Genomic DNA, 21,847 nt, shown 5'->3' with positions numbered 1-21,847 from the left:
TGCGGTGCGAGTCTCACGCGCCTCAGGGGTCCGGGTAGAGGGCCGGGTCCGTCCCGAGGCGGTGGGGGCCGAGGCCCCCGGGGCGTCAGGCCTGGGCGGCCGTGTTGACGCGCTTGGTGATGGCCGACTTCTTGTTGGCGGCCTGGTTGGCGTGGATGACGCCCTTGCTCACGGCCTTGTCCAGCGCCTTGGAGGCGGCGCGGGCCAGCACGGTGGCCTTCTCGGTCTCGCCGGCGGCAGCGGCCTCGCGGGCCTTGCGCAGGGCGGTCTTCAGCGAGGACTTGACGGCCTTGTTGCGCAGGCGCGCCTTCTCGTTGGTCTTGTTGCGCTTGATCTGGGACTTGATGTTCGCCACGAAGGAGCCTCAGTCTTGTCTAAAAGGATTGAACGGGCTGCACCGCGCGGCCGCCGGGCAGCTGAGAGGGCATGCCGGGGCCAGGTGCAGCAGTCCACGCTACCAGGGGCCCGCCACCCGCCCCAAACCGGGAGCCCGGCCCCACGGCGGGTCGCCTGCGCAGTAGTGGGTCGGCTACGTACTGAGCACCGGCTCCCCGTAGTGCTCGACCTCCGGGAACGGCCGGTAGAAGCGGTGCAGCAGTTCCCGCCACTGCCGGTACTCGGCTGAGCGGCGGAAGCCCTCGGTGTGGTCCGCGAGCGTCTCCCATTCCACCTGGAGGAGGAATCGCGAGCCGCGTCCTTCGTCGAGGCAGCGCCGCAGGTGCAGGGAGCGGAAGCCCTGTTGGACGGCGATCAGGGGCCGGGCCTCGGCGAAGGCGGCGAGGAACTCGTCCTCCTGTCCGGGCAGGACGTCGAGCAGGGCGCTTTCGAGGATCACGGGGTGTCATCCTGCCGCCTGGCGCGGGCCCGGAGAAGGTCCGGGCGGACCGAACGGCGGTCCGCGCCGTGGTCGTGGGAAGATGGGAGGAACTATTTCGATCGGACGAGACTGTCCGGTCCCCGGGAAAACCGGTCAGCGATGACCAGGACACCCCCGGCCCCGGACCAACGGAGAATCGGACCAAGGTGCCCGCGACCCCCAGCAATGTGCCAGAGCCCAGCCGTACCGACCCGGCGCTGATCCGCAACTTCTGCATCATCGCCCACATCGACCACGGCAAGTCGACGCTCGCAGACCGGATGCTGCAGATCACCGGCGTCGTCGACCCGCGGCAGATGCGCGCCCAGTACCTCGACCGCATGGACATCGAGCGCGAGCGCGGCATCACCATCAAGTCGCAGGCGGTCCGCCTCCCGTGGGCGCCGAAGACCGGTCCGAATGCCGGGACGACGCACATCCTCAACATGATCGACACCCCCGGCCACGTGGACTTCACGTACGAGGTGTCCCGCTCCCTCGCGGCCTGCGAGGGCACCATCCTGGTGGTCGACGCGGCCCAGGGCATCGAGGCGCAGACCCTCGCCAACCTGTACCTGGCGCTGGAGAACGACCTCACGATCGTCCCGGTGCTGAACAAGATCGACCTGCCGGCCGCCCAGCCGGAGAAGTACGCGGCGGAGATCGCGCACATCATCGGCTGCGACCCCTCGGACGTGCTGCAGGTCAGCGCCAAGACCGGCCTCGGCGTCGAGGACCTGCTGGACCACATCGTCAACACCATCCCGGCCCCGGTCGGCGTCAAGGACGCCCCGGCCCGCGCGATGATCTTCGACTCGGTGTACGACTCCTACCGCGGCGTGGTCACCTACGTGCGTGTCGTGGACGGGCAGCTCACCAAGCGCGAGCGGATCGCGATGATGTCCACCGGCGCCACCCACGAGCTGCTGGAGATCGGCGTCATCTCGCCCGAGCCGAAGGTCGCCGACGGCCTGGGCGTCGGCGAGGTGGGCTACATCATCACCGGCGTGAAGGACGTCCGGCAGTCCAAGGTGGGTGACACCATCACCTCGATGCACAAGGGTGCGACCGAGGCGCTGGGCGGCTACAAGGAGCCGCGCCCGATGGTGTTCTCCGGCCTGTACCCGCTGGACGGCTCGGACTACCCGCTGCTGCGCGACGCCCTGGACAAGCTGCGGCTGAACGATGCCGCGCTGGTGTACGAGCCGGAGACCTCGGTCGCGCTCGGCTTCGGCTACCGCTGCGGCTTCCTCGGCCTGCTGCACCTGGAGATCATCCGGGAGCGCCTGGAGCGCGAGTTCAACCTCGACCTGATCTCCACCGCCCCGAACGTGGTCTACCGGGTGGTCATGGAGGACGGCACCGAGCACATCGTCACCAACCCGAGCGAGTTCCCGACCGGCAAGCTTGCCGAGGTGTACGAGCCGGTCGTGCGCGGCACCATCCTGGCGCCCAACGAGTTCGTCGGCGCGATCATGGAGCTCTGCCAGTCCCGCCGCGGCAACCTCCAGGGCATGGACTACCTGTCCGAGGACCGGGTCGAGCTGCGCTACACCCTGCCGCTCGCCGAGATCGTCTTCGACTTCTTCGACCAGCTGAAGTCCAAGACCCGCGGCTACGCCTCGCTCGACTACGAGCCCATCGGCGAGCAGTCCGCCCAGCTGGTGAAGGTCGACATCCTGCTGCACGGCGACGCGGTGGACGCCTTCTCCGCGATCGTGCACAAGGACAAGGCCTACGGCTACGGCGTGATGATGGCGGGCAAGCTGCAGAAGCTGATCCCGCGCCAGCAGTTCGAGGTGCCGATCCAGGCGGCCATCGGCTCCCGGGTGATCGCCCGTGAGACGGTCCGCGCGATCCGCAAGGACGTCCTCGCCAAGTGCTACGGCGGTGACATCTCGCGCAAGCGCAAGCTGCTGGAGAAGCAGAAGGAAGGCAAGAAGCGGATGAAGATGGTCGGCCGCGTGGAGGTCCCGCAGGAGGCCTTCATCGCCGCGCTGTCCACCGACGCCGAGGCGCCGAAGGAAAAGAAGTAACCACAGGCGCGTGAGAGGGGCCCGGGCGGACAACCGCCCGGGCCCCTCCTCGTTCTCTCCACCGGAGCGGGCCGCCGCAGCTTCCCCGCCGGAGCGGACCACCGCAGCTTCCGCCGCCGCAGCGCGCCGCGGACGAGGAGCCGGGGCGGTTCGGGCCCGCCCCGGCTCGGCACCGGCGGTGTGCGACGGTCAGTCCACCTCGGCCACGGCCTCCGCGAACTGCGCCTGGTACAGCCGCGCGTAGGCGCCGTGCGCGGCGATCAGCTCGTCGTGCGAGCCCTGTTCGACGATCGAGCCGTTCTCCATCACCAGGATCACGTCGGCGTCCCGGATGGTGGAGAGCCGGTGCGCGATCACGAAGCTGGTGCGGCCGGTGCGCAGCCGGGCCATGGCCCGCTGGATCAGCACCTCGGTGCGGGTGTCGACGGAGCTGGTCGCCTCGTCCAGGACGAGGATCGACGGCTGGGCGAGGAACGCCCGGGCGATGGTGATCAGCTGCTTCTCGCCCGCGCTGACCCCGGCGCCGTCGTCGTCGATGACGGTGTCGTAGCCGTCCGGCAGGGTGCGCACGAAGCGGTCGACGTGGGCGGCCTTGGCGGCCTCGACGACCTGCTCGCGGGTGGCTCCCTGGGCGCCGTAGGCGATGTTGTCGGCGATGGTGCCGCCGAACAGCCAGGTGTCCTGGAGCACCATGCCGATGCCGGAGCGCAGGTCCTCGCGGGACATCGCGGAGACGTCGACCCCGTCGAGGGTGATGCGTCCGGAGCTGACCTCGTAGAACCGCATCAGGAGGTTGACCAGGGTGGTCTTGCCGGCGCCGGTGGGGCCGACGATGGCGACGGTCTGGCCGGGTTCGACCTTGAGCGAGAGGTCCTCGATGAGCGGCTTCTCGGGGTCGTAGCGGAAGGACACGTCCTGGAAGGCGACCCGGCCGTGGATGGTGTCGGGCCGCTCGGACACGGCCGGTTCGGGGGTCTGCTCGGGGGCGTCCAGCAGCTCGAAGACGCGCTCGGCGGAGGCGACCCCGGACTGCACCAGGTTGGCCATGCTGGCGACCTGGGTGAGTGGCTGGCTGAACTGCCGCGAGTACTGGATGAACGCCTGCACGTCGCCGATGGACAGCGCGCCGCTGGCCACCCGCAGGCCGCCGACGACCGCGACCAGCACGTACTGCAGGTTGCCGATCAGCATCATCGCGGGCTGGATGATCCCGGAGATGAACTGCGCCCGGAAGCTGGAGGTGTACAGCGCCTCGTTGTGCTCGCGGAAGGTCTCGGCGGACTCGCGCTGGCGGCCGAACACCTTGACCAGGGTGTGGCCGGTGTACATCTCCTCGATGTGCGCGTTGAGTTGGCCGGTGGACTTCCACTGCTGGACGAACTGGGGCTGCGCCCGCTTGCCGACCTTGGCGGCGACGGCCACCGACAGCGGCACCGAGACCAGGGCGATCGTCGCCAGCAGCGGGGAGATCCAGAACATCATGGCCAGCACGCCGACCACGGTGAGCAGCGAGTTGACGACCTGTCCCATGGTCTGCTGCATGGACTGGCTGATGTTGTCGATGTCGTTGGTGACCCGGCTGAGCACCTCGCCGCGCGGCTGCTTGTCGAAGTAGCTGAGCGGCAGTCGGGCGATTTTGGCCTCGACGTCTTGGCGCAGCCGGTAGCCGGCCCGCTGGATCGCCGTGGTGGCCAGCCGGCCCTGGACGATGCCGAACAGGGCGGAGGCGAGGTAGATGACCAGCACCCAGAGCAGGACGGTGCCGATGGCGCCGAAGTCCATGCCCTGGCCGGGGGTGAAGTCCACCGAGGAGAGCAGGCCGGCGACGCCGCCCTCGCCGTGGGCGCGCAGCCCCTCGACGATCTGCGCCTTGGAGGTGCCGGGTTCGAAGCGGGCGCCGACGACGCCGGCGAAGATCAGGTCGGTGGCGTTGCCGAGGACCTTGGGGCCGGTGACGGCGCAGCCGATGCTGAGCACGCCGAGGGCCAGCACGCCGGAGATCAGGTTGCGTTCGGGGCGCAGCAGGGCGAGCAGCCGCTTGCCGGAGCCCTTGAAGTCCATGGACTTCTCGGTGCCCTGGCCGCCCATGAAGCGGCCCGGTCCGGCGGGGCCGCGGCGGGCGGCGGCGGCCTGCGAGTCGCTGGGCAGTTCGTCGGCGGGGTCCGCGGCCTTGGTGTCCGGGTCGGGCTGTGTGGTGTCCGTGGTCTCGGGGTCCGCGGTTCTGGTGTCCGCGGCCTCGGGGTCCGCTGTCGCGGTGTCCGCGGTCCTGGTGTCCGCTGTCGCGGTGTCCGCGGTCCTGGTGTCCGCGTCGGGCTTGCCGGGGGTGGTCACGCCGCCTCCTGCTCGGTGAGCTGGGAGAGCACGATCTCCCGGTACGTCGGGTTGTCGGCCATCAGTTCGTGGTGGGTGCCGGTGCCGACGACCGCGCCTTCGTCGAGGACGATGATCCGGTCGGCGTCGCGGATGGTGGAGACGCGCTGGGCGACGATCAGCACGGTGGCGTCGGAGGTCTCGCGGGCGAGGGCCTTGCGCAGCCTGGCGTCGGTGGCGTAGTCGAGCGCCGAGAAGGAGTCGTCGAACAGGTAGACGTCGGGCTGGCGGACCAGGGCCCGGGCGATGGCCAGGCGTTGGCGCTGGCCGCCGGAGACGTTGCCGCCGCCCTGGGCGATCGGGGCGTCCAGGCCTTCGGCCAGTTCCTCGACGAAGTCCTTGGCCTGGGCGATCTCCAGGGCGTGCCAGAGCTCCTCGTCGGTGGCGTCGGGCCGGCCGTAGCGGAGGTTGCTGGCGACGGTGCCGGAGAACAGGTAGGGCTTCTGCGGGACGAGGCCGACGCTCTCGGCGATCGTCTCGGGGGCGAGTTCGCGCACGTCGACGCCGTCGAGCAGGACCTGGCCGGAGGTGGCGTCGAACAGTCGGGGTACGAGTCCGAGCAGGGTGGACTTGCCGCTGCCGGTGGATCCGATGACGGCGGTGGTCTCGCCGGGGCGGGCGGTGATGGCGATGCCGCGCAGCACCGAGGCCTCGGCGCCGGGGTAGCGGAAGTCGACGTCGCGCAGTTCCAGGTTGCCGCGGCGCAGCACCTCGGTGATCGGCGCGGCGGGCGGGACGACGCTGGAGGAGGTGCCGAGGACCTCCTCGATGCGCTCGGCGCAGACCTCGGCGCGCGGCACCATCATGAACATGAAGGTGGCCATCATGACGCTCATCAGGATCTGCATCAGGTAGGAGAGGAAGGCGGTGAGCGCGCCGATCTGCATGCCGCCGTTGTCGATCCGGTGGGCGCCGAACCAGAGCACGGCGACGCTGGAGACGTTCACGACCAGCATCACGGCCGGGAACATGAACGACATCAGCCGGCCGACCTGGAGGGCGGTGTCGGTGAGGTCCCCGTTGGCCTTGGCGAAGCGGGCCTGCTCGTGGTCGTCCTTGACGAAGGCGCGGATGACCCGGATGCCGGTGATCTGCTCGCGCAGGACCCGGTTCACGGTGTCGATCCGGGTCTGCATGCTGCGGAACTTGGGGCGCAGCGAGCGGACCAGGAGGAGGACGACGGCGCCGAGCAGCGGGATGACCGCGAGCAGCAGGCCGGACAGCGGCACGTCCTGGTTGAGGGCCATGATGATGCCGCCGACGCACATGATCGGGGCGGCCACCATGAGCGTGAAGCTCATCAGGGCCAGCATCTGGACCTGTTGGACGTCGTTGGTGGTGCGGGTGATCAGCGAGGGGGCGCCGAACTGGCCGACCTCGCGGGCGGAGAAGCTCTGCACCCGGTCGAAGACGGCGGCGCGGACGTCCCGGCCGAAGGCCATGGCGGTGCGGGATCCGTAGTAGACGGCGCCGATCGAGCAGAGCGCCTGGACCAGGGTGATGCCGATCATCACCCCGCCCACTTGCAGGATGTAGCCGGTGTCGCCCTTGACCACGCCGTCGTCGATGATGTCGGCGTTGAGCGTCGGCAGGTAGAGCGCCGCCAGGGTGGACACCAGTTGGAGCCCCACGAGCAGCGCGATCGGTCGGGAGTACGGGCGCAGGTACGCCCTGAGAAGTCTGATCAGCACTGGCACACTCTTGTCGTCGACGGGTGGATTCGCATCCCGATTCTCGTTCTTTGGTGGACTCGTACAGGAGATTCACGAGTTGTGGACCGCAGGTTTGCCCAGTCCTTTGCCGAACCGTACGGCGGGCCCGGTTGCAGGGGTTCACCGGGGCGCGGGGCGGAGTCGTCGTCGGGCACCGGTGGTGCGGTGGTGTGCCGGCCGGGCCCCGCCCTCTTACGGAATGACCGGTTTCCCCCTAGGCTGCTGATTGCCCCCTTGTTACTCGCCGGTATCGCCAGGGTTGACCGGGGGCCCGGCGACCGCCCCCCACGGGCGCCGAAACCATCCCTCAGACGGCCACCCGCCCCCGGAGGTCCTCGTTGAGTTCCGCGCAGTCCCTGATCGACTCCGGCAGTGCCGACTTGGTCGCCGGGCGTCCCGCCTCCGTCGCCCACCTCTTCCTGGAGCGGGTCGCCGCCACCCCGAACGCCGAGGCCTACCGCTACCCGGCCCCGGTCGACGAGCACGCCGCGGACAGCGCCCCCGGCGCCGAGCAGTGGCGCTCGCTGACCTGGGCGCAGACCGCGGCCCGGGTCAAGGCGGTGGCCGCCGGGCTGATGGCGCTCGGCATCCAGCCGGAGGACCGGGTGGCGCTCGCCTCCTCCACCCGGCTCGAATGGATCATCGCCGACCTCGGGAACATGTGCGCGGGTGCCGCCACCACGACCGTCTATCCCAGCACCAACGCCGACGAGACCGCGTTCATCCTCTCCAACTCCGGTTCCAGGGCGCTGTTCGCGGAGAACTCCGCCCAACTCGCCAAGGCCGTCGACCAGCTCGGACAGCTGCCCGAGCTGCGGACCGTCATCCTCTTCGACGCCCCCGAGGCCGACGCCCCCGAGGCCGACGCCGCCGGGAGTGACGCCGCTGGGACTGATGCCGCCGAGGCGGGCGCCCCAGGGGCCAGTACCCCCGAGGCCGAGGGCCTGAACGCCCTCACCGTGCTCACCCTCGCCGAGCTGGAGCAGCGCGGCGCCGAGTACCTGGAGCAGCACCCGGACGCGGTCGAGAAGACCGTCGCCGCGCTCGACAAGGAGCAGCTGGCCACCCTCATCTACACCTCCGGCACCACCGGCCGCCCCAAGGGCGTGCGCCTGGTGCACGACTGCTGGGCGTACGAGGCCCGGGCCCAGGAGGCCAGCGGGCTGCTGCGCTCCGACGACGTCCAGTTCATGTGGCTGCCGCTGTCGCACGTGTTCGGCAAGACGCTGATCTCCGGCCAGATCGCCACCGGCCACGTGATGGCCGTGGACGGCCGGGTCGACCGGATCATCCACAACCTGCCGGTCATCCGGCCGACCGTGATGGCCTCGGCGCCGCGCATCTTCGAGAAGGTCTACAACGGCATCGCCGGCCGGGCCCGGGCCGAGGGCGGCGCCAAGTACAAGATCTTCCGGTGGGCCGCCAAGGTCGCCCGCGAGCACGCCCGCGCCGTCCAGGAGAGCCGGATCGCCACCGGTGCCGGCACCGCCCCGCTGGGCCTCAGGCTCCAGCACGGCCTGGCCGACAAGCTGGTCTACGCCAAGATCCGCGCGGCCTTCGGCGGCCGGCTGCGCGGCGCCGTCTCCGGCAGCGCCGCGCTCGCGCCCGAGATCGGCTACTTCTTCCTCGGCGCCGGCGTGCCGATCCTGGAGGGCTACGGCCTCAGCGAGACCAGCGCCGGCTCCTGCGTCAACCGTGAGGAGGACATCCGGATCGGCACCGTGGGCCGCCCGCTGCCCGGCACCGAGGTCCGGATCGCCGAGGACGGCGAGATCCTGCTGCGCGGCCCCGGCGTCATGCGCGGCTACCACGACCTGCCCGAGAAGACCGCCGAGGTGCTGGAGGCCGACGGCTGGTTCCACACCGAGGACATCGGCGAGCTCGGCCCCGACGGCTTCCTGCGGATAACCGACCGCAAGAAGGACCTGTTCAAGACCTCCGGCGGCAAGTACGTCGCGCCCAGCGAGGTCGAGGGCAGGTTCAAGGCGGTCTGCCCGTTCGTCAGCAACATCCTCGTGATCGGCAACGGCCGCAACTTCTGCACCGCGTTGATCGGCCTGGACGAGGCGGTCATCATGCCGTGGGCCGCCGAGCACGGGCTGAAGGGCAAGTCCTACGCCGAGGTGACCGCCGACCCGCAGGTGCACCAGCTGATCGAGGGCTTCGTCAAGCGGCTCAACGCCGACCTCCAGCGCTGGCAGACGATCAAGAAGTTCCACTTGCTGCCGCGCGATCTCGACATCGAGCACGGCGAGCTCACCCCGAGCCTGAAGATCAAGCGCCCGGTGGTCGAGCGGACCTACGCGGACGCCGTCACCGCGATGTACGCGGGCGCCAACGAGGCCTGATCGGCCCCGCCCCCGTACGGCTCACCGGTTCGGGTGAGCCGTACGGGACAATGGGGTCATGCCCTCCGCACTCCCCGACGGCGAACCGGTGCCGTCCGACGGTTCCCTGCCCGCATCCGCCCGCACCGGTCTCGGGCAGCGGCCGTTCGGCTTCTACCTGCACGTGCCCTATTGCGCCAGCCGCTGCGGCTACTGCGACTTCAACACCTACACCGCCACCGAACTGCGCTCCTCCGGGGCGGTCGCCTCCCAGGAGACCTACGCGGACAACGTGGTCGCCGAGATCCGGCTGGCCCGAAAGGTCCTCGGCCCGGTCGACCTGCCGGTGCAGACCGTCTTCCTCGGCGGCGGCACCCCCACCCTGCTGCCCGCCCGCGACCTGGTGAAGATGCTCGCCGCGCTGCGCGAGGAGTTCGGGCTCGCCGACGGCGCCGAGGTCACCACCGAGGCCAACCCGGAGTCCGTCGACCCGGCCTACCTGGCCGAACTGCGCGAGGGCGGCTACAACCGGGTCTCCTTCGGCATGCAGAGCGCCCGCCCGCACGTCCTGAAGCTGCTCGACCGCCACCACACCCCCGGCCGCCCCGAGGCCTGCGTCGCCGAGGCCCGCGCCGCCGGCTTCGACCACGTCAACCTGGACCTCATCTACGGCACCCCCGGCGAGTCCGACGACGACTGGCGCGCCTCCCTGGACGCCGCCATCGGCGCCGGGCCCGACCACGTCTCCGCGTACTCCCTGATCGTCGAGGACGGCACCAAGCTCGCCGCCCGGGTCAAGCGCGGCGAACTGCCGATGATCGACGACGACGTGCACGCCGACCGCTACCTCATCGCCGAACAGGCGCTCAGCGCCGCCGGCTACACCTGGTACGAGGTCTCCAACTGGGCCACCACCCCCGAGGGCCGCTGCCGCCACAACGAGCTGTACTGGACCGGCGCCGACTGGTGGGGCGCCGGCCCGGGCGCGCACAGCCACGTCGGCGGCGTCCGCTGGTGGAACGCCAAGCACCCCGCCGCCTACGCCCAGGCCCTCGCCGAGGGCCGCACCCCCGCCCTGGGCCGCGAGGTGCTCGCCGAGGAGGACCGCCGGGTCGAGCGCATCCTGCTGGAACTGCGCCTCGCCGAGGGCATCCCGCTCACCCTCCTCACCGACACCGGCCGCCACGCCGCCGCCCGCCACCTCGCCGACGGCCTCCTCGCCGCCGAGCCGTACGCCGGGGGCCGCGCCGTCCTCACCCTCCAGGGCCGCCTGCTCGCCGACGCGGTCGTACGTGACCTGGTGGACTGACATTCGTTGACGTGGACGTCAGCCGTCGGAGGGAGCGTGCGATGACCGCCATCGATGATCGGATGACCGGGATCTTCGAGAACCTGGAGGTGCCGGAAGGCGTCAAGGCCGAGCTCATCAGGGGGGAAATCGTGATGACGGCGGGGCCGGACCTGGTCCACAACCTCATCGTCGAGTGCATCGTGGATCAGGTCCCGAGGGCTCTCTGGCATCGGTTGCAGACCCAGGACCTGGCCTTCGCGCACGAGGCCAGCGAGCTGCAGCCCGATCTGGTGGTGATCGAGCGGGGCGCGGTGGAAGTCCCCGGACGGTTGGTCCCGGCGCCTGCGGTGACCATGGTCGTCGAGGTGGTGTCGAAGACCAGCGCCTATCGCGACTACCACGTCAAGCGGGAGATGTACGCGGGCGGGACGATCAAGGCCTATCTGATCGTCGACCCCTTCAAGGGCGAGTGTCTGCTGCTCACCGAACCCGACACCGCTACCGCGTCGGGCGCCCCGGACTACGCGGTCGGGCAGCCCTTCAAGTTCGGCGACCCCGTCCGGGTCGACGTCCTGGGCGTGACGCTGGACACAGGTGAGTTCGGAACGCTCTGACAGTCACTCCGGAATCGTCACGAAGTCGATCAACTCCTCGACCTTTCCCAGCAGTTCCGGCTCCAGGTCCTTGTAGCTGTCCACCGTGGAGAGGATCCGCTTCCAGGCGGCGGGGGTGTTCACCGGCCAGCCGAGGCGGCGGCAGACGCCCTCCTTCCACTCCTCGCCGCGGGGGACGGCGGGCCAGCCGGGGATGCCGACGGAGGCGGGCTTCACGGCCTGCCAGATGTCGATGTACGGGTGGCCGACGACCAGGACGGCGTCGCCGGTGACCTGGGCGGCGATGCGGTGCTCCTTGGTGCCGGGGAGCAGATGGTCGACCAGGACGCCGAGGCGCCGGCCCGGGCCGGGGGCGAAGTCGGCGACGATCGCGGGCAGGTCGTCCACGCCCTCCAGGTACTCGACGACCACGCCCTCGATCCGCAGGTCGTCGCCCCAGACCCGCTCGACCAGTTCGGCGTCGTGCCGGCCCTCGACGTAGATCCGCGACTCGCGGGCGACCCGGGCCCGGGCGCCGGGGACGGCGACCGAGCCGGAGGCGGTGCGGCCCGGCGTGCGGGAGGGGGCGGGGCCGGCCGGGCGCACCAGGGTGACCGTCCGGCCCTCCAGCAGGAAGCCGCGCGGCACCAGCGGGAACACCCGGAGCTTGCCGAAGCGGTCCTCCAGGGTGACGGTGAAGCCCTCGGCGGTCTTCTCGCAGCGCACCACCGCGCCGCAGAAGCCGGTGGCGGCCTCCTCCACCACCAGGTCCCGTTCGGCGGTCACCTCCGGGGCGGGCTGCTGCTTCTTCCACGGCGGGGTCAGGTCGGGTCCGTACTGGCGGCTGTGCATGAAAGCGACTATACGGACGGACCGTCAGAGGCCCGGCGCGCCCCAGACCGGGAACCAGCGGCTGAGGTCCTTCTCCAGCCGCAGGTCGTTCCCGAGCGTCGCGTTGACCTGGAGCTCCAGCGGGCTGTTGCGCCGCTCCCCGCCGCCGGGCATCGGGGCGAAGGGGTAGAAGGTGCCGCGCTTGTAGAGGTAGACCAGGGCCAGCGACTGCCCGCCCGGGTTGCGGAAGCCGACCAGCGAGCAGAGCAGCTGCGGCCCGAAGCCGTTCGCCTCCAGCTCGCTGTTGACCGCGTGCAGGTCGTTGACCAGGTCCGGCAGTTCCTCGGGGGTGTGCCGGGCGAGCAGCCAGGAGTAGCCGTAGCCGTCCTTGGAGGCCTCGACCGGGACGCCGCCGCGCTCGGTGTCGGCGTCGAGCAGCGCCCGCACCTGCTGTTCGACCTGGCCGAAGGCCGCGCCCTCGACGGCGGCGAAGCAGACCGAGCCGAGCCCGGTGGGGGTGAACCCGGCCGCGGCCTCCAGGGTGAGGGCGGCGGACGGGACGCCGAACAGCTGGTCGAGGTCGGGCTTGACGGGCTTGGTGCGCCCGAACAGGGTGTCCAGGATTCCCACGGCGGTCCTTTCGGGGGAGGGAGTCGGGAGGAGCCAGGAGGGGGGCGGGAGGGCCGCAGGGGGCCGGGGCCTCAGCGGCCGAGCTGCTCGGAGATCTTCGCCAGCTCCGCGAGCCGCTTCTCCAGCGTCGGGTGGGTGGAGAACAGCTGCGAGGCGGTCTCCCGGGCGCTCAGCGCGGGGGCGAAGTAGAAGGCGTTGTAGGGCTGCGCCTGGCGCAGGTCCTTGCTGGGGATGGCGGCGATCTGGCCGGTGACCTTGGTGAGCGCGGAGGCGAGGGCGCTGGGCCGGCCGGTGAGCTGGGCGGCGGCGCGGTCGGCGGCGAGTTCCCGGTAGCGGGACAGGAGCCGGGTGAGCAGGAAGCTGATGGCGTAGACGACCATCGACACCAGCGGGATGATCAGGGCGACGATGGCCGCGTTCTGGTCGTTGTTGTTGCGGTTGCCGCCCATGAACCCGCCGTACATGGCGATCCGGGTCATGGCCCCGGCGAGGACGCCGAGGAAGCCGGCGATGGTCATCACCGCGACGTCCCGGTGGGCGACGTGGGACAGCTCGTGGGCGAGGACGCCCTCCAGTTCCTCGGGCTCCAGCCGGCGCAGCAGGCCGGTGGTGACGCACACCACGGCGTTCTGCGGGTTGCGGCCGGTGGCGAAGGCGTTCGGCATGTCGTTGTCGGCGACCGCCACCCGGGGTTTGGGCATGTCGGCCAGCGCGCAGAGCCGGTCGATGGTGCCGTGCAGTTGCGGGTACTGCTCAGGGGTCACCTGGTGGGCGCCCATCGCCCGTTCGGTGATCTTGTCGCTGAACCAGAACTGGGCCACGAACAGCCCGCCGGAGATCAGGACGATCAGTGGCCAGGCGCCGCGCAGCAGCACGATCAGCAGACCGGTGAAACCGACGTACAGCAGCCCGATCACGAACATCGTCACGACCATGCGGCCGGTCAGGCCGCGGTCGGGCGCGAAACGGGTGTGCTGGCCCGAGCTCGACATTGCTTGCTCCTCCATTCGCCGTCGTCTTCGATGCTGCCACCCGGACGGCCCTGCGGCACCACCCCCGCGCCGGGAACTGCGGGCAGGATCACTCCGGCCGGGCCGTTCCTGCCGTTGGGCCCGGGCCTTACACTGGCAGGTACGGTTTTGGCACTCGCAGGTTCAGAGTGCCAAAGCGGGTGCCGGAGCCGGGATCCTCCCGGAGCGGGCAGCAGCATGCGTGACACGAACGGACAACGTGCGAAGACGGAGGTGTGTGCCCCATGGCCGGTGAGGTTCGCCAGCTGGACGACCGCAAGCTCGCCGTGCTCCGCGCGATCGTCCAGGACTATGTGGGCACCGAGGAGCCGGTCGGCTCCAAGGCCCTGGTGGAGCGGCACAACCTCGGAGTCTCCCCGGCGACCGTGCGCAACGACATGGCGGCGCTGGAGGAGGAGGGTTACATCCACCAGCCGCACACCAGCGCCGGGCGCATCCCCACCGACAAGGGGTACCGCCTGTTCGTCGACAAGCTCGCCGAGGTCAAGCCGATGAGCGCCCCCGAGCGCCGGGCGATCCGGCACTTCCTGGACGGCGCCGTCGACCTGGACGACGTGGTCATGCGGACGGTGCGGCTGCTCGCCCAGCTCACCCGGCAGGTCGCGGTGGTGCAGTACCCCTCGCTGTCGCGGTCCACCGTCCGGCACATCGAGCTGGTGGCGCTGGCACCGACCAAGGTGATGCTGGTCCTGATCACCAACACCGGCCGGGTCGAGCAGCGGATGGTCGACTGCCCGGGCCCGGTCGGCGAGACGGTCCTGGCGGACCTGCGGGCCCGGATCAACGCGCGGGCCGTCGGCCAGCGGCTGCCGGACGTGCCGGGGTTCCTGGAGGAGCTCCCGGCAGGTTTCGAGCCGCCGGACCGCCCGACCGTCAGCACGGTCCTGGCGACGCTGTTCGAAGCGCTCGCCGAGCAGAACGAGGAGCGGATCATGCTGGCCGGCACGGCCAACCTGACCCGCTTCGGGCACGACTTCCCCCTGACCATCCAGCCGGTGCTGGAAGCCCTGGAGGAGCAGGTCGTCCTGCTCCGTCTCCTGGGTGAGACGGCGGACGCCGCGATGACGGTCCGGATCGGGCGGGAGATCGCCTACGAGGGGCTGAATTCCACCTCGGTGGTGTCGGTCGGTTACGGTTCGGGCGACGAGAGCGTGGCCAAACTGGGTGTGATCGGTCCGACCCGGATGGACTATCCGGGCACAATGGGGGCGGTGCGTGCGGTGGCGCGGTACGTGGGCCAGATCCTGGCCGAGTCGTAGCACAGGCCGCCGTCGGAACCTCTGACGGCGGTGTCCAGTCGCAGCACTACTACAGGCGGAACAAGCGGAGCATTTGGTGGCCACGGACTACTACGCGGTACTCGGCGTCCGACGGGATGCGGGGCAGGACGAGATCAAGAAGGCCTTCCGACGCCTGGCACGCGAACTGCACCCGGACGTCAACCCGGACCCGAAGACGCAGGAGCGGTTCAAGGAGATCAACGCCGCTTACGAGGTGCTCTCCGACCCGCAGAAGCGCCAGGTCTACGACCTCGGCGGTGACCCGCTCTCGCCGGGTGGCGGGGGCGCGGGCGGCTTCGGCGCGGGGGCGGCCGGCTTCGGCTTCTCCGACATCATGGACGCCTTCTTCGGCGCCGCGGCCGGCCAGCGCGGCCCGCGCTCGCGCACCCGCCGCGGCCAGGACGCCATGATCCGGCTGGAGATCACCCTGGAGGAGGCCGCCTTCGGCACCACCAAGGAACTCCAGGTCGACACGGCCGTCACCTGCACCACGTGCAGCGGTGAGGGCGCGGCCCCCGGCACCTCCGCGCAGACCTGCGACATGTGTCGCGGCAGGGGCGAGGTGTCCCAGGTCACCCGGTCGTTCCTGGGCCAGGTCATGACCTCCCGGCCCTGCCCGCAGTGCCAGGGCTTCGGCACGGTCGTGCCGACCCCGTGCCCGGAGTGCGCCGGCGACGGCAGGGTCCGCGCCCGGCGCACCCTGACGGTCAAGATCCCGGCCGGTGTCGACAACGGCACCCGGATCCAGCTGGCCGGCGAGGGCGAGGTCGGCCCCGGCGGCGGCCCGGCCGGCGACCTGTACGTCGAGATCGCCGAGACCACCCACACCGTCTTCCAGCGGCGCGGGGACGATCTGCACTGCACCGTCACCATCCCGATGACGGCCGCGTCCCTCGGCACCCAGGTGCCGCTGCAGACCCTGGACGGGCTGGAGGAGCTCGACATCAGGCCCGGCACCCAGTCCGGCCAGTCGATCCCGCTGCACGGCCGCGGCATCACGCACCTGCGCGGCGGCGGCCGAGGCGACCTGATAGTGCATGTCGAGGTGCAGACGCCCACCAAGCTCGACCCCGAGCAGGAGGAGCTGCTGCGCCGGCTCGCGGTGCTGCGCGGCGAGGAGCGGCCGTCCGGCCAGTTCGCGCCGGGCCAGCAGGGCCTGTTCTCGCGCCTCAAGGACGCGTTCAACGGCCGCTAGGCCCTAGGCCGGGGCCGCTTGCCGGGCCCTGGCCGTCCGCGCGGGGGTGCCGGGTTCTGCCCGGCGCCCCTTTCGCGTTCCCGATCCGCCCCACCCCCCGGAGGTTCCCCGCATGACCGCCCCCGTCTTCGTCGTCGAGACCGAGCGGATCGCCGCCGCCGCGCCCGGCTCCGTGGTGCGCCTCGACGGGCCGGAGGGGCGGCACGCGGCCGCGGTGAAGCGGCTGGCGGCGGGCGAGGCGGTGACCCTCGCCGACGGGCTGGGCCTCGGGGTGGACGGGACGGTCGCCGCGGTGCTCGGCAAGGACGCGATCGACGTCACGGTGGCCGCCGTCCGCCGGGAGCCCGAGCCGGCGCCGCGGATCGTCGTCGTCCAGGCGCTGCCCAAGGGCGACCGCGGCGAGCTCGCGGTGGAGACCATGACCGAGGTCGGCGTGGACGTGATCGTCCCGTGGGCCGCCTCGCGCTGCATCACGCAGTGGAAGGGCGAGCGGGGCGCCAAGGCGCTGGCCAAGTGGCGGGCCACCGCCCGGGAGGCCGGCAAGCAGTCCCGTCGGCTGCGCTTCCCCGAGGTGCGCGAGCCGGCGACCACCCGGCAGCTGGCGCCGCTGCTGGCCCAGGCCGCGTTCGCCGCCGTGCTGCACGAGGAGGGCGCCGAGCCGCTGGCGCTGGCCGCGCTGCCCGCGGCCGGGGACGTGGTGCTGGTGGTCGGCCCGGAGGGCGGGGTCTCCCCGGAGGAGCTGGCCGCGTTCGCCGAGGCGGGCGCCGGGCCGTACCGGCTGGGCCCCTCGGTGCTGCGCACCTCCACCGCCGGGGTGGCCGCCGGCGCCCTGCTGCTGGGGCGCACCGGCCGCTGGTCGTAGCCGGCCCGCCCGTGCGGTCGGAGTCTGCCCGAACCGGCCCGCGCCGTGCGCGCGCGTGCCTACGCTGACCGCGTGACGGAACCCCTGAGCACCTCTGCGGGCGCCTACCTGCGCCACCCCCATCTGCACGGTGACCTGGTCACCTTCGTCGCCGAGGACGACGTCTGGCTGGCCCCGCTGGACGGTGGCCGGGCCTGGCGGCTGACGGCCGATCACCTGCCCGTCCGGCACCCCCGGTTCGCCCCCGACGGGCGGCACATCGCCTTCACCTCCACCCGGGACGGCGCGCCCGAGGTGCACGTGGTGCCGGTGGACGGCGGGCCGTCCCGGCGGCTCACCCACTGGGGCAGCGAGCAGACCGAGGTGCGGGGCTGGACGGCCGACGGGCGCCCGATCGCCCTCACCACCGCCGGTGAGGCGACCCTGCGCCGCAGCTGGGCGCACGCCGTGCCGCTGGACGGCGGCGAGTCGGTGCGGCTGCCGTACGGGCCGGTCGGCGGGCTCGCCTTCGAGCCGGGCGGCGACCGCGTGCTGCTGGGCACCGTCAACAACCGCGAGCCGGCCTGGTGGAAGCGCTACCGGGGCGGCCGGGCGGGCAAGTTGTGGATCGGGCGGGACGAATTCGTCCGCGTCCACGAGGAGTTGGACGGCCAGCTCGACTCGCCGCTGTGGGTGGGGGAGCGGATCGCCTTCCTCTCCGACCACGAGGGCGTCGGCGAGCTCTACTCCAGCCTTCCGGACGGCTCCGACCTGCGCCGCCACACCACCGACCCGGACGGCTTCTACGCCCGCAACGCCGGCACCGACGGCACCCGGGCGGTGTTCCACCGGGCCGGCGACGTCTGGCTGCTGGACGACCTGGCGGGAGCCGCGCCCCGCCGCCTCGACATCCGGCTGGCCGGCCCGCGCAGCGGCCGCCGCCCCCGCCCGGTGCACGCCGCGCACTGGCTGGAGTCCGCCGCCCCCGACCGCACCGGCCGGGCCGGCGCCGTGGTGGTGCGCGGCGACGTGCACTGGCTGACCCACCGCGAGGGCCCGGCCCGGGTGCTGGACGAGACCCCGGGGGTGCGCGGGCGGCTGGCCCGGGTGGTGCCGGGCGAGGACGGCACCCAGGGCGTGCTGTGGGTGTCCGACGCCGAGGGCGAGGACGCGCTGGAGTTCGCCCCCGACGCCCAGGGCGCCGAGCGCCGCCGGCTGGCCGCCGGGCGGATCGGCCGGGTCAACTCCCTGGCGGTGTCCCCGGACGGCAGGCAGGCCGCGCTCGGCGTGCACGACGGCCGGGTCCTGCTGGTCGCGCTCGCCGACGGCACCGTGCACGAGCTGGACCGCAGCGCCGACGGCGAGGTCGGCGGGCTGGCCTTCAGCCCGGACTCGGCCTGGCTGGCCTGGTCGCGGCCGGTGCACCGGCTGGGCCCGTACTCGCTGCGCCAGATCGTGCTGGCCGACCTGGCGACCCGGACGGTCGGCGAGGTCACCCAGGAGCGCTTCATCGACACCTCGCCGGCCTTCACCGCGGACGGCCGCTACCTGGCGTTCCTGTCGGTGCGCAACTTCGACCCGGTCTACGACTCGCACGTCTTCGACCTGTCGTTCCCCAACGGCTGCCGCCCGTACCTGATCACGCTGGCCGCCGACACGCCGTCCCCGTTCGGGCCGCAGCGGGCCGGGCGCCCGCTCGGCGGGGAGGAGGACGAGCCGCGCGGCAGGAAGGCGGACGGCGAGGAGGCCGCCGGCGACGCCGCGCCGGTGACCAGGGTCGACCTGGACGGCATCGCGGACCGGATCGTCCCGTTCCCGGTCGAGGGCGGCCGGTTCGACGCGCTCAGGGCCGCCAAGGACGGCGTGCTGTGGACCCGCGCCCCGCTGCTCGGCGAACTCGGCGACGAGGCGGCCTCGCCCGAGGACGAGCGGCCCCGGCCGGTGCTGGAGCGCTTCGACCTGAAGAAGCGCCGCGTCGAGCAACTGGTGCACGGCGTGGACGGCTTCGCGGTCAGCGGGGACGGCACCCGGGTGGCCGTGCTGGACGGGAGCGAGCTGCGGATCGTCCCGGCCGAGCACAAGGCGGGCGGAGAGGACGACGAGGTGGGCGTCGACCTGACCCGGCTGCGGGTCACCGTCGACCCGGCCGCCGAGTGGCGGCAGATGTACGCCGAGAACGGCCGCCTGATGCGCGACAACTTCTGGCGCCCCGACCTCGGCGGCGTCGACTGGGCCGGCGTGCTGGACCGCTACCGGCCGCTCGTGGAACGCCTCGGCTCGCACGACGACCTGGTCGACCTGCTCTGGGAGGTGCACGGCGAACTCGGCACCTCGCACGCCTACGTCGTCCCGTACGGCCGGTACACCGAGCCCGCCCGGCGCCAGGGCCTGCTCGGCGCGGACCTCGCCAGGGACGGCGACCGGTGGCGGATCGCCCGCATCCTGCCCGGCGAGTCCTCCGACCCCCGGGCCCGCTCGCCGCTGGCCGCGCCCGGCGCCGCGATCCGCCCGGGCGACGCGGTCCTCGCCGTCAACGGCCGCCCGGTGGACCCGGTCACCGGCCCGGCCCCGCTGCTGGCCGGCACCGCCGGGCAGCCGGTCGAACTGACCGTGGCCGGCAAGGACGGCACCGACCGGCGCCACCCGGTGGTCGTCCCGATCGCCGACGAGGAGCCGCTGCGCTACCACGACTGGGTGGCCGGTCGGCGGGCCGTGGTGCGCGAGCTGTCCGGCGGCCGGCTCGGCTACCTGCACATCCCCGACATGCAGTCGGCCGGCTGGGCCCAGATCCACCGCGACCTGGCCGTGGAGTTGGCCAGGGACGGCGTGATCGTCGACGTCCGGGAGAACCGCGGCGGCCACACCTCGCAGCTGGTGATCGAGAAGCTCGCCCGCCGGATCGTCGGCTGGAACGCCATCCGGGACACCGACCACCCGGTGCCCTACCCCCTCGACGCCCCGCGCGGGCCGGTCGTCGCGCTCGCCAACGAGTTCTCCGGCTCGGACGGCGACGTCGTCAACGCCGTCATCCAGACGCTCGGCATCGGCCCGGTGGTCGGCACCCGCACCTGGGGCGGGGTGATCGGCATCGACAGCCGCTACCACCTGGTCGACGGCACCCTCGTCACCCAGCCCAAGTACGCGTACTGGCTGGAGAACTACGGCTGGGGCGTGGAGAACCACGGCGTCGACCCGGACGTCGAGGTGCCGATGGCCCCGCACCAGTGGGCCGCCGGCGAGGACCCGCAGCTGGCCGAGGGCGTGCGGATCGCCCTCGCCGCGCTCGCCGCGGCCCCGCCCCGCACGGCCCCGCCGATGCCCTGGGCGTAGGGCGCGCCCCCGTCGCCCCCGGCGGGCGGGAGAGCAGCCGAACGGGAGGTCGGCCCGGCCGACTTCCCGCTAGGCTGCGCCCGTACGGCCCCAGACCAGACACGAACCGAGGAGAAGCCGATGGCCGGCGAGCCGCAGCCCGACTGCCTGTTCTGCAAGATCGTTGCGGGCGAGATCCCGGCGACCGTGGTGCGCAAGACCGAGCGCGTCCTCGCCTTCCGCGACATCGCCCCCAAGGCGCCGCTGCACGTCCTGGTCATCCCGCACGTCCACTACCCGAACGCCGCCGCGCTGGCCGCCGCCGAGCCGGAGATCGCCGGTGAACTCCTCGCCGAGGCGGGCGCGGTGGCCAGGGACGAGGGCGTCGAGGACTACCGGCTGATCTTCAACACCGGCGCCGGCGCCGGCCAGACGGTCTTCCACGCCCACGTCCACGTGCTCGGCGGCAAGCCGATGACCGAGAGCATGGTCTGACCTACGTGTCACAGCGCGAACTCGTCGTCCTCGGCACCGCCAGCCAGGTGCCCACCCGGCACCGCAACCACAACGGCTACCTGCTCCGCTGGGACGGCGAGGGCCTGCTGTTCGACCCCGGCGAGGGCACCCAGCGGCAGATGCTGCTGGCCGGCGTCTCGGCCACCCAGATCACCCGGATCGCCGTCACGCACTTCCACGGCGACCACTGCCTGGGCCTCGCCGGGGTGATCCAGCGGATCAACCTGGACCGCGTCCCCCACCCGGTGGACGTCTACTTCCCGGCCTCCGGCGAGGTCTACTTCGAGCGGCTGCGGCACGCCACCGCCTACCACGAGACGGCCGTCCTGCGGCCCCGGCCGATCGACGAGCCGGGCCCGCTGCCCGCGCCCGGCGCCCGCTTCGCGCTGGACGCCGTGCGGCTGTCCCACCCCGTGGAGTCCTTCGGCTACCGGCTGTCCGAGCCGGACGGCCGCCGCCTGGTGCCCGAACGCCTCGCCGCGCTGGGCGTCTTCGGCCCCGCGGTCGGCCGCCTCCAGCACGAGGGGGCGATCGAGGCGGACGGCCGGCGGGTCACCCTGGAGGAGGTCAGCGAGCCCCGGCCGGGCCAGCGCTTCGCCTTCGTGATGGACACCCGGCTCTGCGACGGCGTGTACGAACTCGCCGAGGGCGCCGACCTGTTGGTCGCCGAGTCGACCTTCACCGACGCCGACTCCCGGCTCGCCGAGGAGCACGGCCACCTCACCGCCGGGCAGGCCGCCAAGGCCGCCGCCGAGGCCGGCGTGCGCACCCTGGTGCTGACCCACTTCTCCCAGCGCTACCCGGACCTGGGCCAGCATCTGGCCGACGCCCGCAAGCACTTCGACGGCGAGCTGGTGCTCGCCGCCGACCTCGCCCGGGTGCCCGTCCCCGTCCGGCGCCAGCCGTGAACCCGGCCCGCACCCCGTGAAAAGCGCTCGCGCCGCTCCCCGATCTGCCGCAGCATCGTCGGGTGCGGCCCCGCCGCCCGCCGCGGCGACCACGTGCGCGGCGTACCCTGGTGCCCCGGAG

17 protein-coding genes are annotated in these 21,847 nt (G+C 72.2%); 10 read left to right on the top strand and 7 right to left on the bottom strand.

All coding sequences use genetic code 11. From position 1 onward, the window contains the following. Positions 1 to 85: 85 nt before the first annotated feature. Together rpsT and A6F73_RS10355 are read right to left on the bottom strand one after the other, a co-directional pair. Positions 86 to 355, bottom strand: coding sequence for a 30S ribosomal protein S20 (gene rpsT / locus A6F73_RS10360; protein WP_063347533.1), 270 nt, complete (start codon positions 353 to 355; stop codon positions 86 to 88). Between the two features lie 174 nt (positions 356 to 529). Beyond that, positions 530 to 835: an antibiotic biosynthesis monooxygenase gene (locus tag A6F73_RS10355; RefSeq protein WP_063347532.1), complete on the bottom strand. Its 306-nt coding sequence runs from the start codon at positions 833 to 835 to the stop codon at positions 530 to 532. A gap of 188 nt (positions 836 to 1,023) precedes the next feature. Between A6F73_RS10355 and lepA the strand changes: the two genes are divergently transcribed. Further along, a complete protein-coding gene (lepA, locus tag A6F73_RS10350) occupies positions 1,024 to 2,892 on the top strand; it encodes a translation elongation factor 4 (RefSeq protein ID WP_079135577.1) in 1,869 nt (622 codons plus the stop codon). 189 nt (positions 2,893 to 3,081) lie between these two features. Here lepA and A6F73_RS10345 read toward each other — a convergent pair whose 3' ends face one another. Next, positions 3,082 to 4,980, bottom strand: a complete 1,899-nt coding sequence (locus A6F73_RS10345) for an ABC transporter ATP-binding protein (protein ID WP_063351094.1) — start codon at positions 4,978 to 4,980, stop codon at positions 3,082 to 3,084. A gap of 239 nt (positions 4,981 to 5,219) precedes the next feature. Further along, positions 5,220 to 6,953, bottom strand: a complete 1,734-nt coding sequence (locus A6F73_RS10340; RefSeq protein ID WP_063347530.1) for an ABC transporter ATP-binding protein — start codon at positions 6,951 to 6,953, stop codon at positions 5,220 to 5,222. A 359-nt stretch (positions 6,954 to 7,312) separates the two neighbouring features. Between A6F73_RS10340 and A6F73_RS10335 the strand changes: the two genes are divergently transcribed. From A6F73_RS10335 to A6F73_RS10325, 3 genes are read left to right on the top strand one after another with little or no spacing between them, the layout of a single operon-like run. After that, positions 7,313 to 9,322: a long-chain fatty acid--CoA ligase gene (locus A6F73_RS10335; RefSeq protein WP_063347529.1), complete on the top strand. Its 2,010-nt coding sequence runs from the start codon at positions 7,313 to 7,315 to the stop codon at positions 9,320 to 9,322. A 58-nt stretch (positions 9,323 to 9,380) separates the two neighbouring features. Beyond that, the gene (gene hemW, locus A6F73_RS10330) at positions 9,381 to 10,610 is read left to right on the top strand and encodes a radical SAM family heme chaperone HemW (RefSeq protein WP_063347528.1); all 1,230 of its coding nucleotides are present in this window, start codon (positions 9,381 to 9,383) and stop codon (positions 10,608 to 10,610) included. Positions 10,611 to 10,651: 41 nt separating this feature from the next. Further along, complete coding sequence (locus A6F73_RS10325; protein ID WP_063347527.1) at positions 10,652 to 11,206, top strand: Uma2 family endonuclease; 555 nt, start codon at positions 10,652 to 10,654, stop codon at positions 11,204 to 11,206. A 3-nt stretch (positions 11,207 to 11,209) separates the two neighbouring features. On the opposite strand, the gene A6F73_RS10320 is transcribed toward A6F73_RS10325, so the two are convergent. The 3 genes from A6F73_RS10320 to htpX all read right to left on the bottom strand — a co-directional run bounded on the left by A6F73_RS10320 (position 11,210) and on the right by htpX (position 13,638). Next, positions 11,210 to 12,037 carry a DUF3097 domain-containing protein gene (locus tag A6F73_RS10320; RefSeq protein ID WP_063347526.1) on the bottom strand — a complete coding sequence of 276 codons (828 nt, stop codon included), beginning with the start codon at positions 12,035 to 12,037 and terminating at the stop codon, positions 11,210 to 11,212. 24 nt (positions 12,038 to 12,061) lie between these two features. Continuing rightward, complete coding sequence (locus tag A6F73_RS10315) at positions 12,062 to 12,646, bottom strand: hypothetical protein (protein WP_063347525.1); 585 nt, start codon at positions 12,644 to 12,646, stop codon at positions 12,062 to 12,064. A 71-nt stretch (positions 12,647 to 12,717) separates the two neighbouring features. Next, entirely contained in the window at positions 12,718 to 13,638 is a 921-nt protein-coding gene (gene htpX / locus A6F73_RS10310) for a zinc metalloprotease HtpX (RefSeq protein ID WP_063347524.1), read from the bottom strand. Positions 13,639 to 13,901: 263 nt separating this feature from the next. On the opposite strand from htpX, the gene hrcA reads away from it, so the two are divergent. From hrcA to A6F73_RS10280, 6 genes are all read left to right on the top strand, one after another. After that, positions 13,902 to 14,936 (top strand): heat-inducible transcriptional repressor HrcA, encoded by a 1,035-nt coding sequence (gene hrcA / locus A6F73_RS10305; protein WP_063347523.1) that lies wholly within the window; start codon positions 13,902 to 13,904, stop codon positions 14,934 to 14,936. 76 nt (positions 14,937 to 15,012) lie between these two features. After that, complete coding sequence (gene dnaJ / locus A6F73_RS10300; protein ID WP_063347522.1) at positions 15,013 to 16,152, top strand: molecular chaperone DnaJ; 1,140 nt, start codon at positions 15,013 to 15,015, stop codon at positions 16,150 to 16,152. 112 nt (positions 16,153 to 16,264) lie between these two features. Further along, positions 16,265 to 17,014: a 16S rRNA (uracil(1498)-N(3))-methyltransferase gene (locus tag A6F73_RS10295; RefSeq protein ID WP_063347521.1), complete on the top strand. Its 750-nt coding sequence runs from the start codon at positions 16,265 to 16,267 to the stop codon at positions 17,012 to 17,014. 72 nt (positions 17,015 to 17,086) lie between these two features. Then, positions 17,087 to 20,323, top strand: a complete 3,237-nt coding sequence (locus tag A6F73_RS10290; protein WP_063351093.1) for a S41 family peptidase — start codon at positions 17,087 to 17,089, stop codon at positions 20,321 to 20,323. A gap of 120 nt (positions 20,324 to 20,443) precedes the next feature. Next, positions 20,444 to 20,797, top strand: a complete 354-nt coding sequence (locus tag A6F73_RS10285) for a histidine triad nucleotide-binding protein (protein WP_063347520.1) — start codon at positions 20,444 to 20,446, stop codon at positions 20,795 to 20,797. Between the two features lie 5 nt (positions 20,798 to 20,802). After that, a complete protein-coding gene (locus A6F73_RS10280) occupies positions 20,803 to 21,726 on the top strand; it encodes a ribonuclease Z (RefSeq protein WP_063347519.1) in 924 nt (307 codons plus the stop codon). The last annotated feature ends 121 nt before the right edge of the window (positions 21,727 to 21,847 follow it).

This window comes from Streptomyces sp. MJM8645 (assembly GCF_001625365.1).
GTDB lineage: Bacteria > Actinomycetota > Actinomycetes > Streptomycetales > Streptomycetaceae > Kitasatospora.
This window is presented reverse-complemented; position numbering and strand designations above follow the sequence as displayed.

Excerpts from the sequence above, each read along its gene's own strand:
- A6F73_RS10345 (WP_063351094.1), bottom strand. The coding sequence starts at position 4,980 with ATGGGCGGCCAGGGCACCGAGAAGTCCATGGACTTCAAGGGCTCCGGC.
- hemW (WP_063347528.1), top strand. The coding sequence starts at position 9,381 with ATGCCCTCCGCACTCCCCGACGGCGAACCGGTGCCGTCCGACGGTTCC.
- A6F73_RS10325 (WP_063347527.1), top strand. The coding sequence starts at position 10,652 with ATGACCGCCATCGATGATCGGATGACCGGGATCTTCGAGAACCTGGAG.
- A6F73_RS10320 (WP_063347526.1), bottom strand. The coding sequence starts at position 12,037 with ATGCACAGCCGCCAGTACGGACCCGACCTGACCCCGCCGTGGAAGAAG.
- htpX (WP_063347524.1), bottom strand. The coding sequence starts at position 13,638 with ATGTCGAGCTCGGGCCAGCACACCCGTTTCGCGCCCGACCGCGGCCTG.
- hrcA (WP_063347523.1), top strand. The coding sequence starts at position 13,902 with ATGGCCGGTGAGGTTCGCCAGCTGGACGACCGCAAGCTCGCCGTGCTC.
- A6F73_RS10295 (WP_063347521.1), top strand. The coding sequence starts at position 16,265 with ATGACCGCCCCCGTCTTCGTCGTCGAGACCGAGCGGATCGCCGCCGCC.
- A6F73_RS10285 (WP_063347520.1), top strand. The coding sequence starts at position 20,444 with ATGGCCGGCGAGCCGCAGCCCGACTGCCTGTTCTGCAAGATCGTTGCG.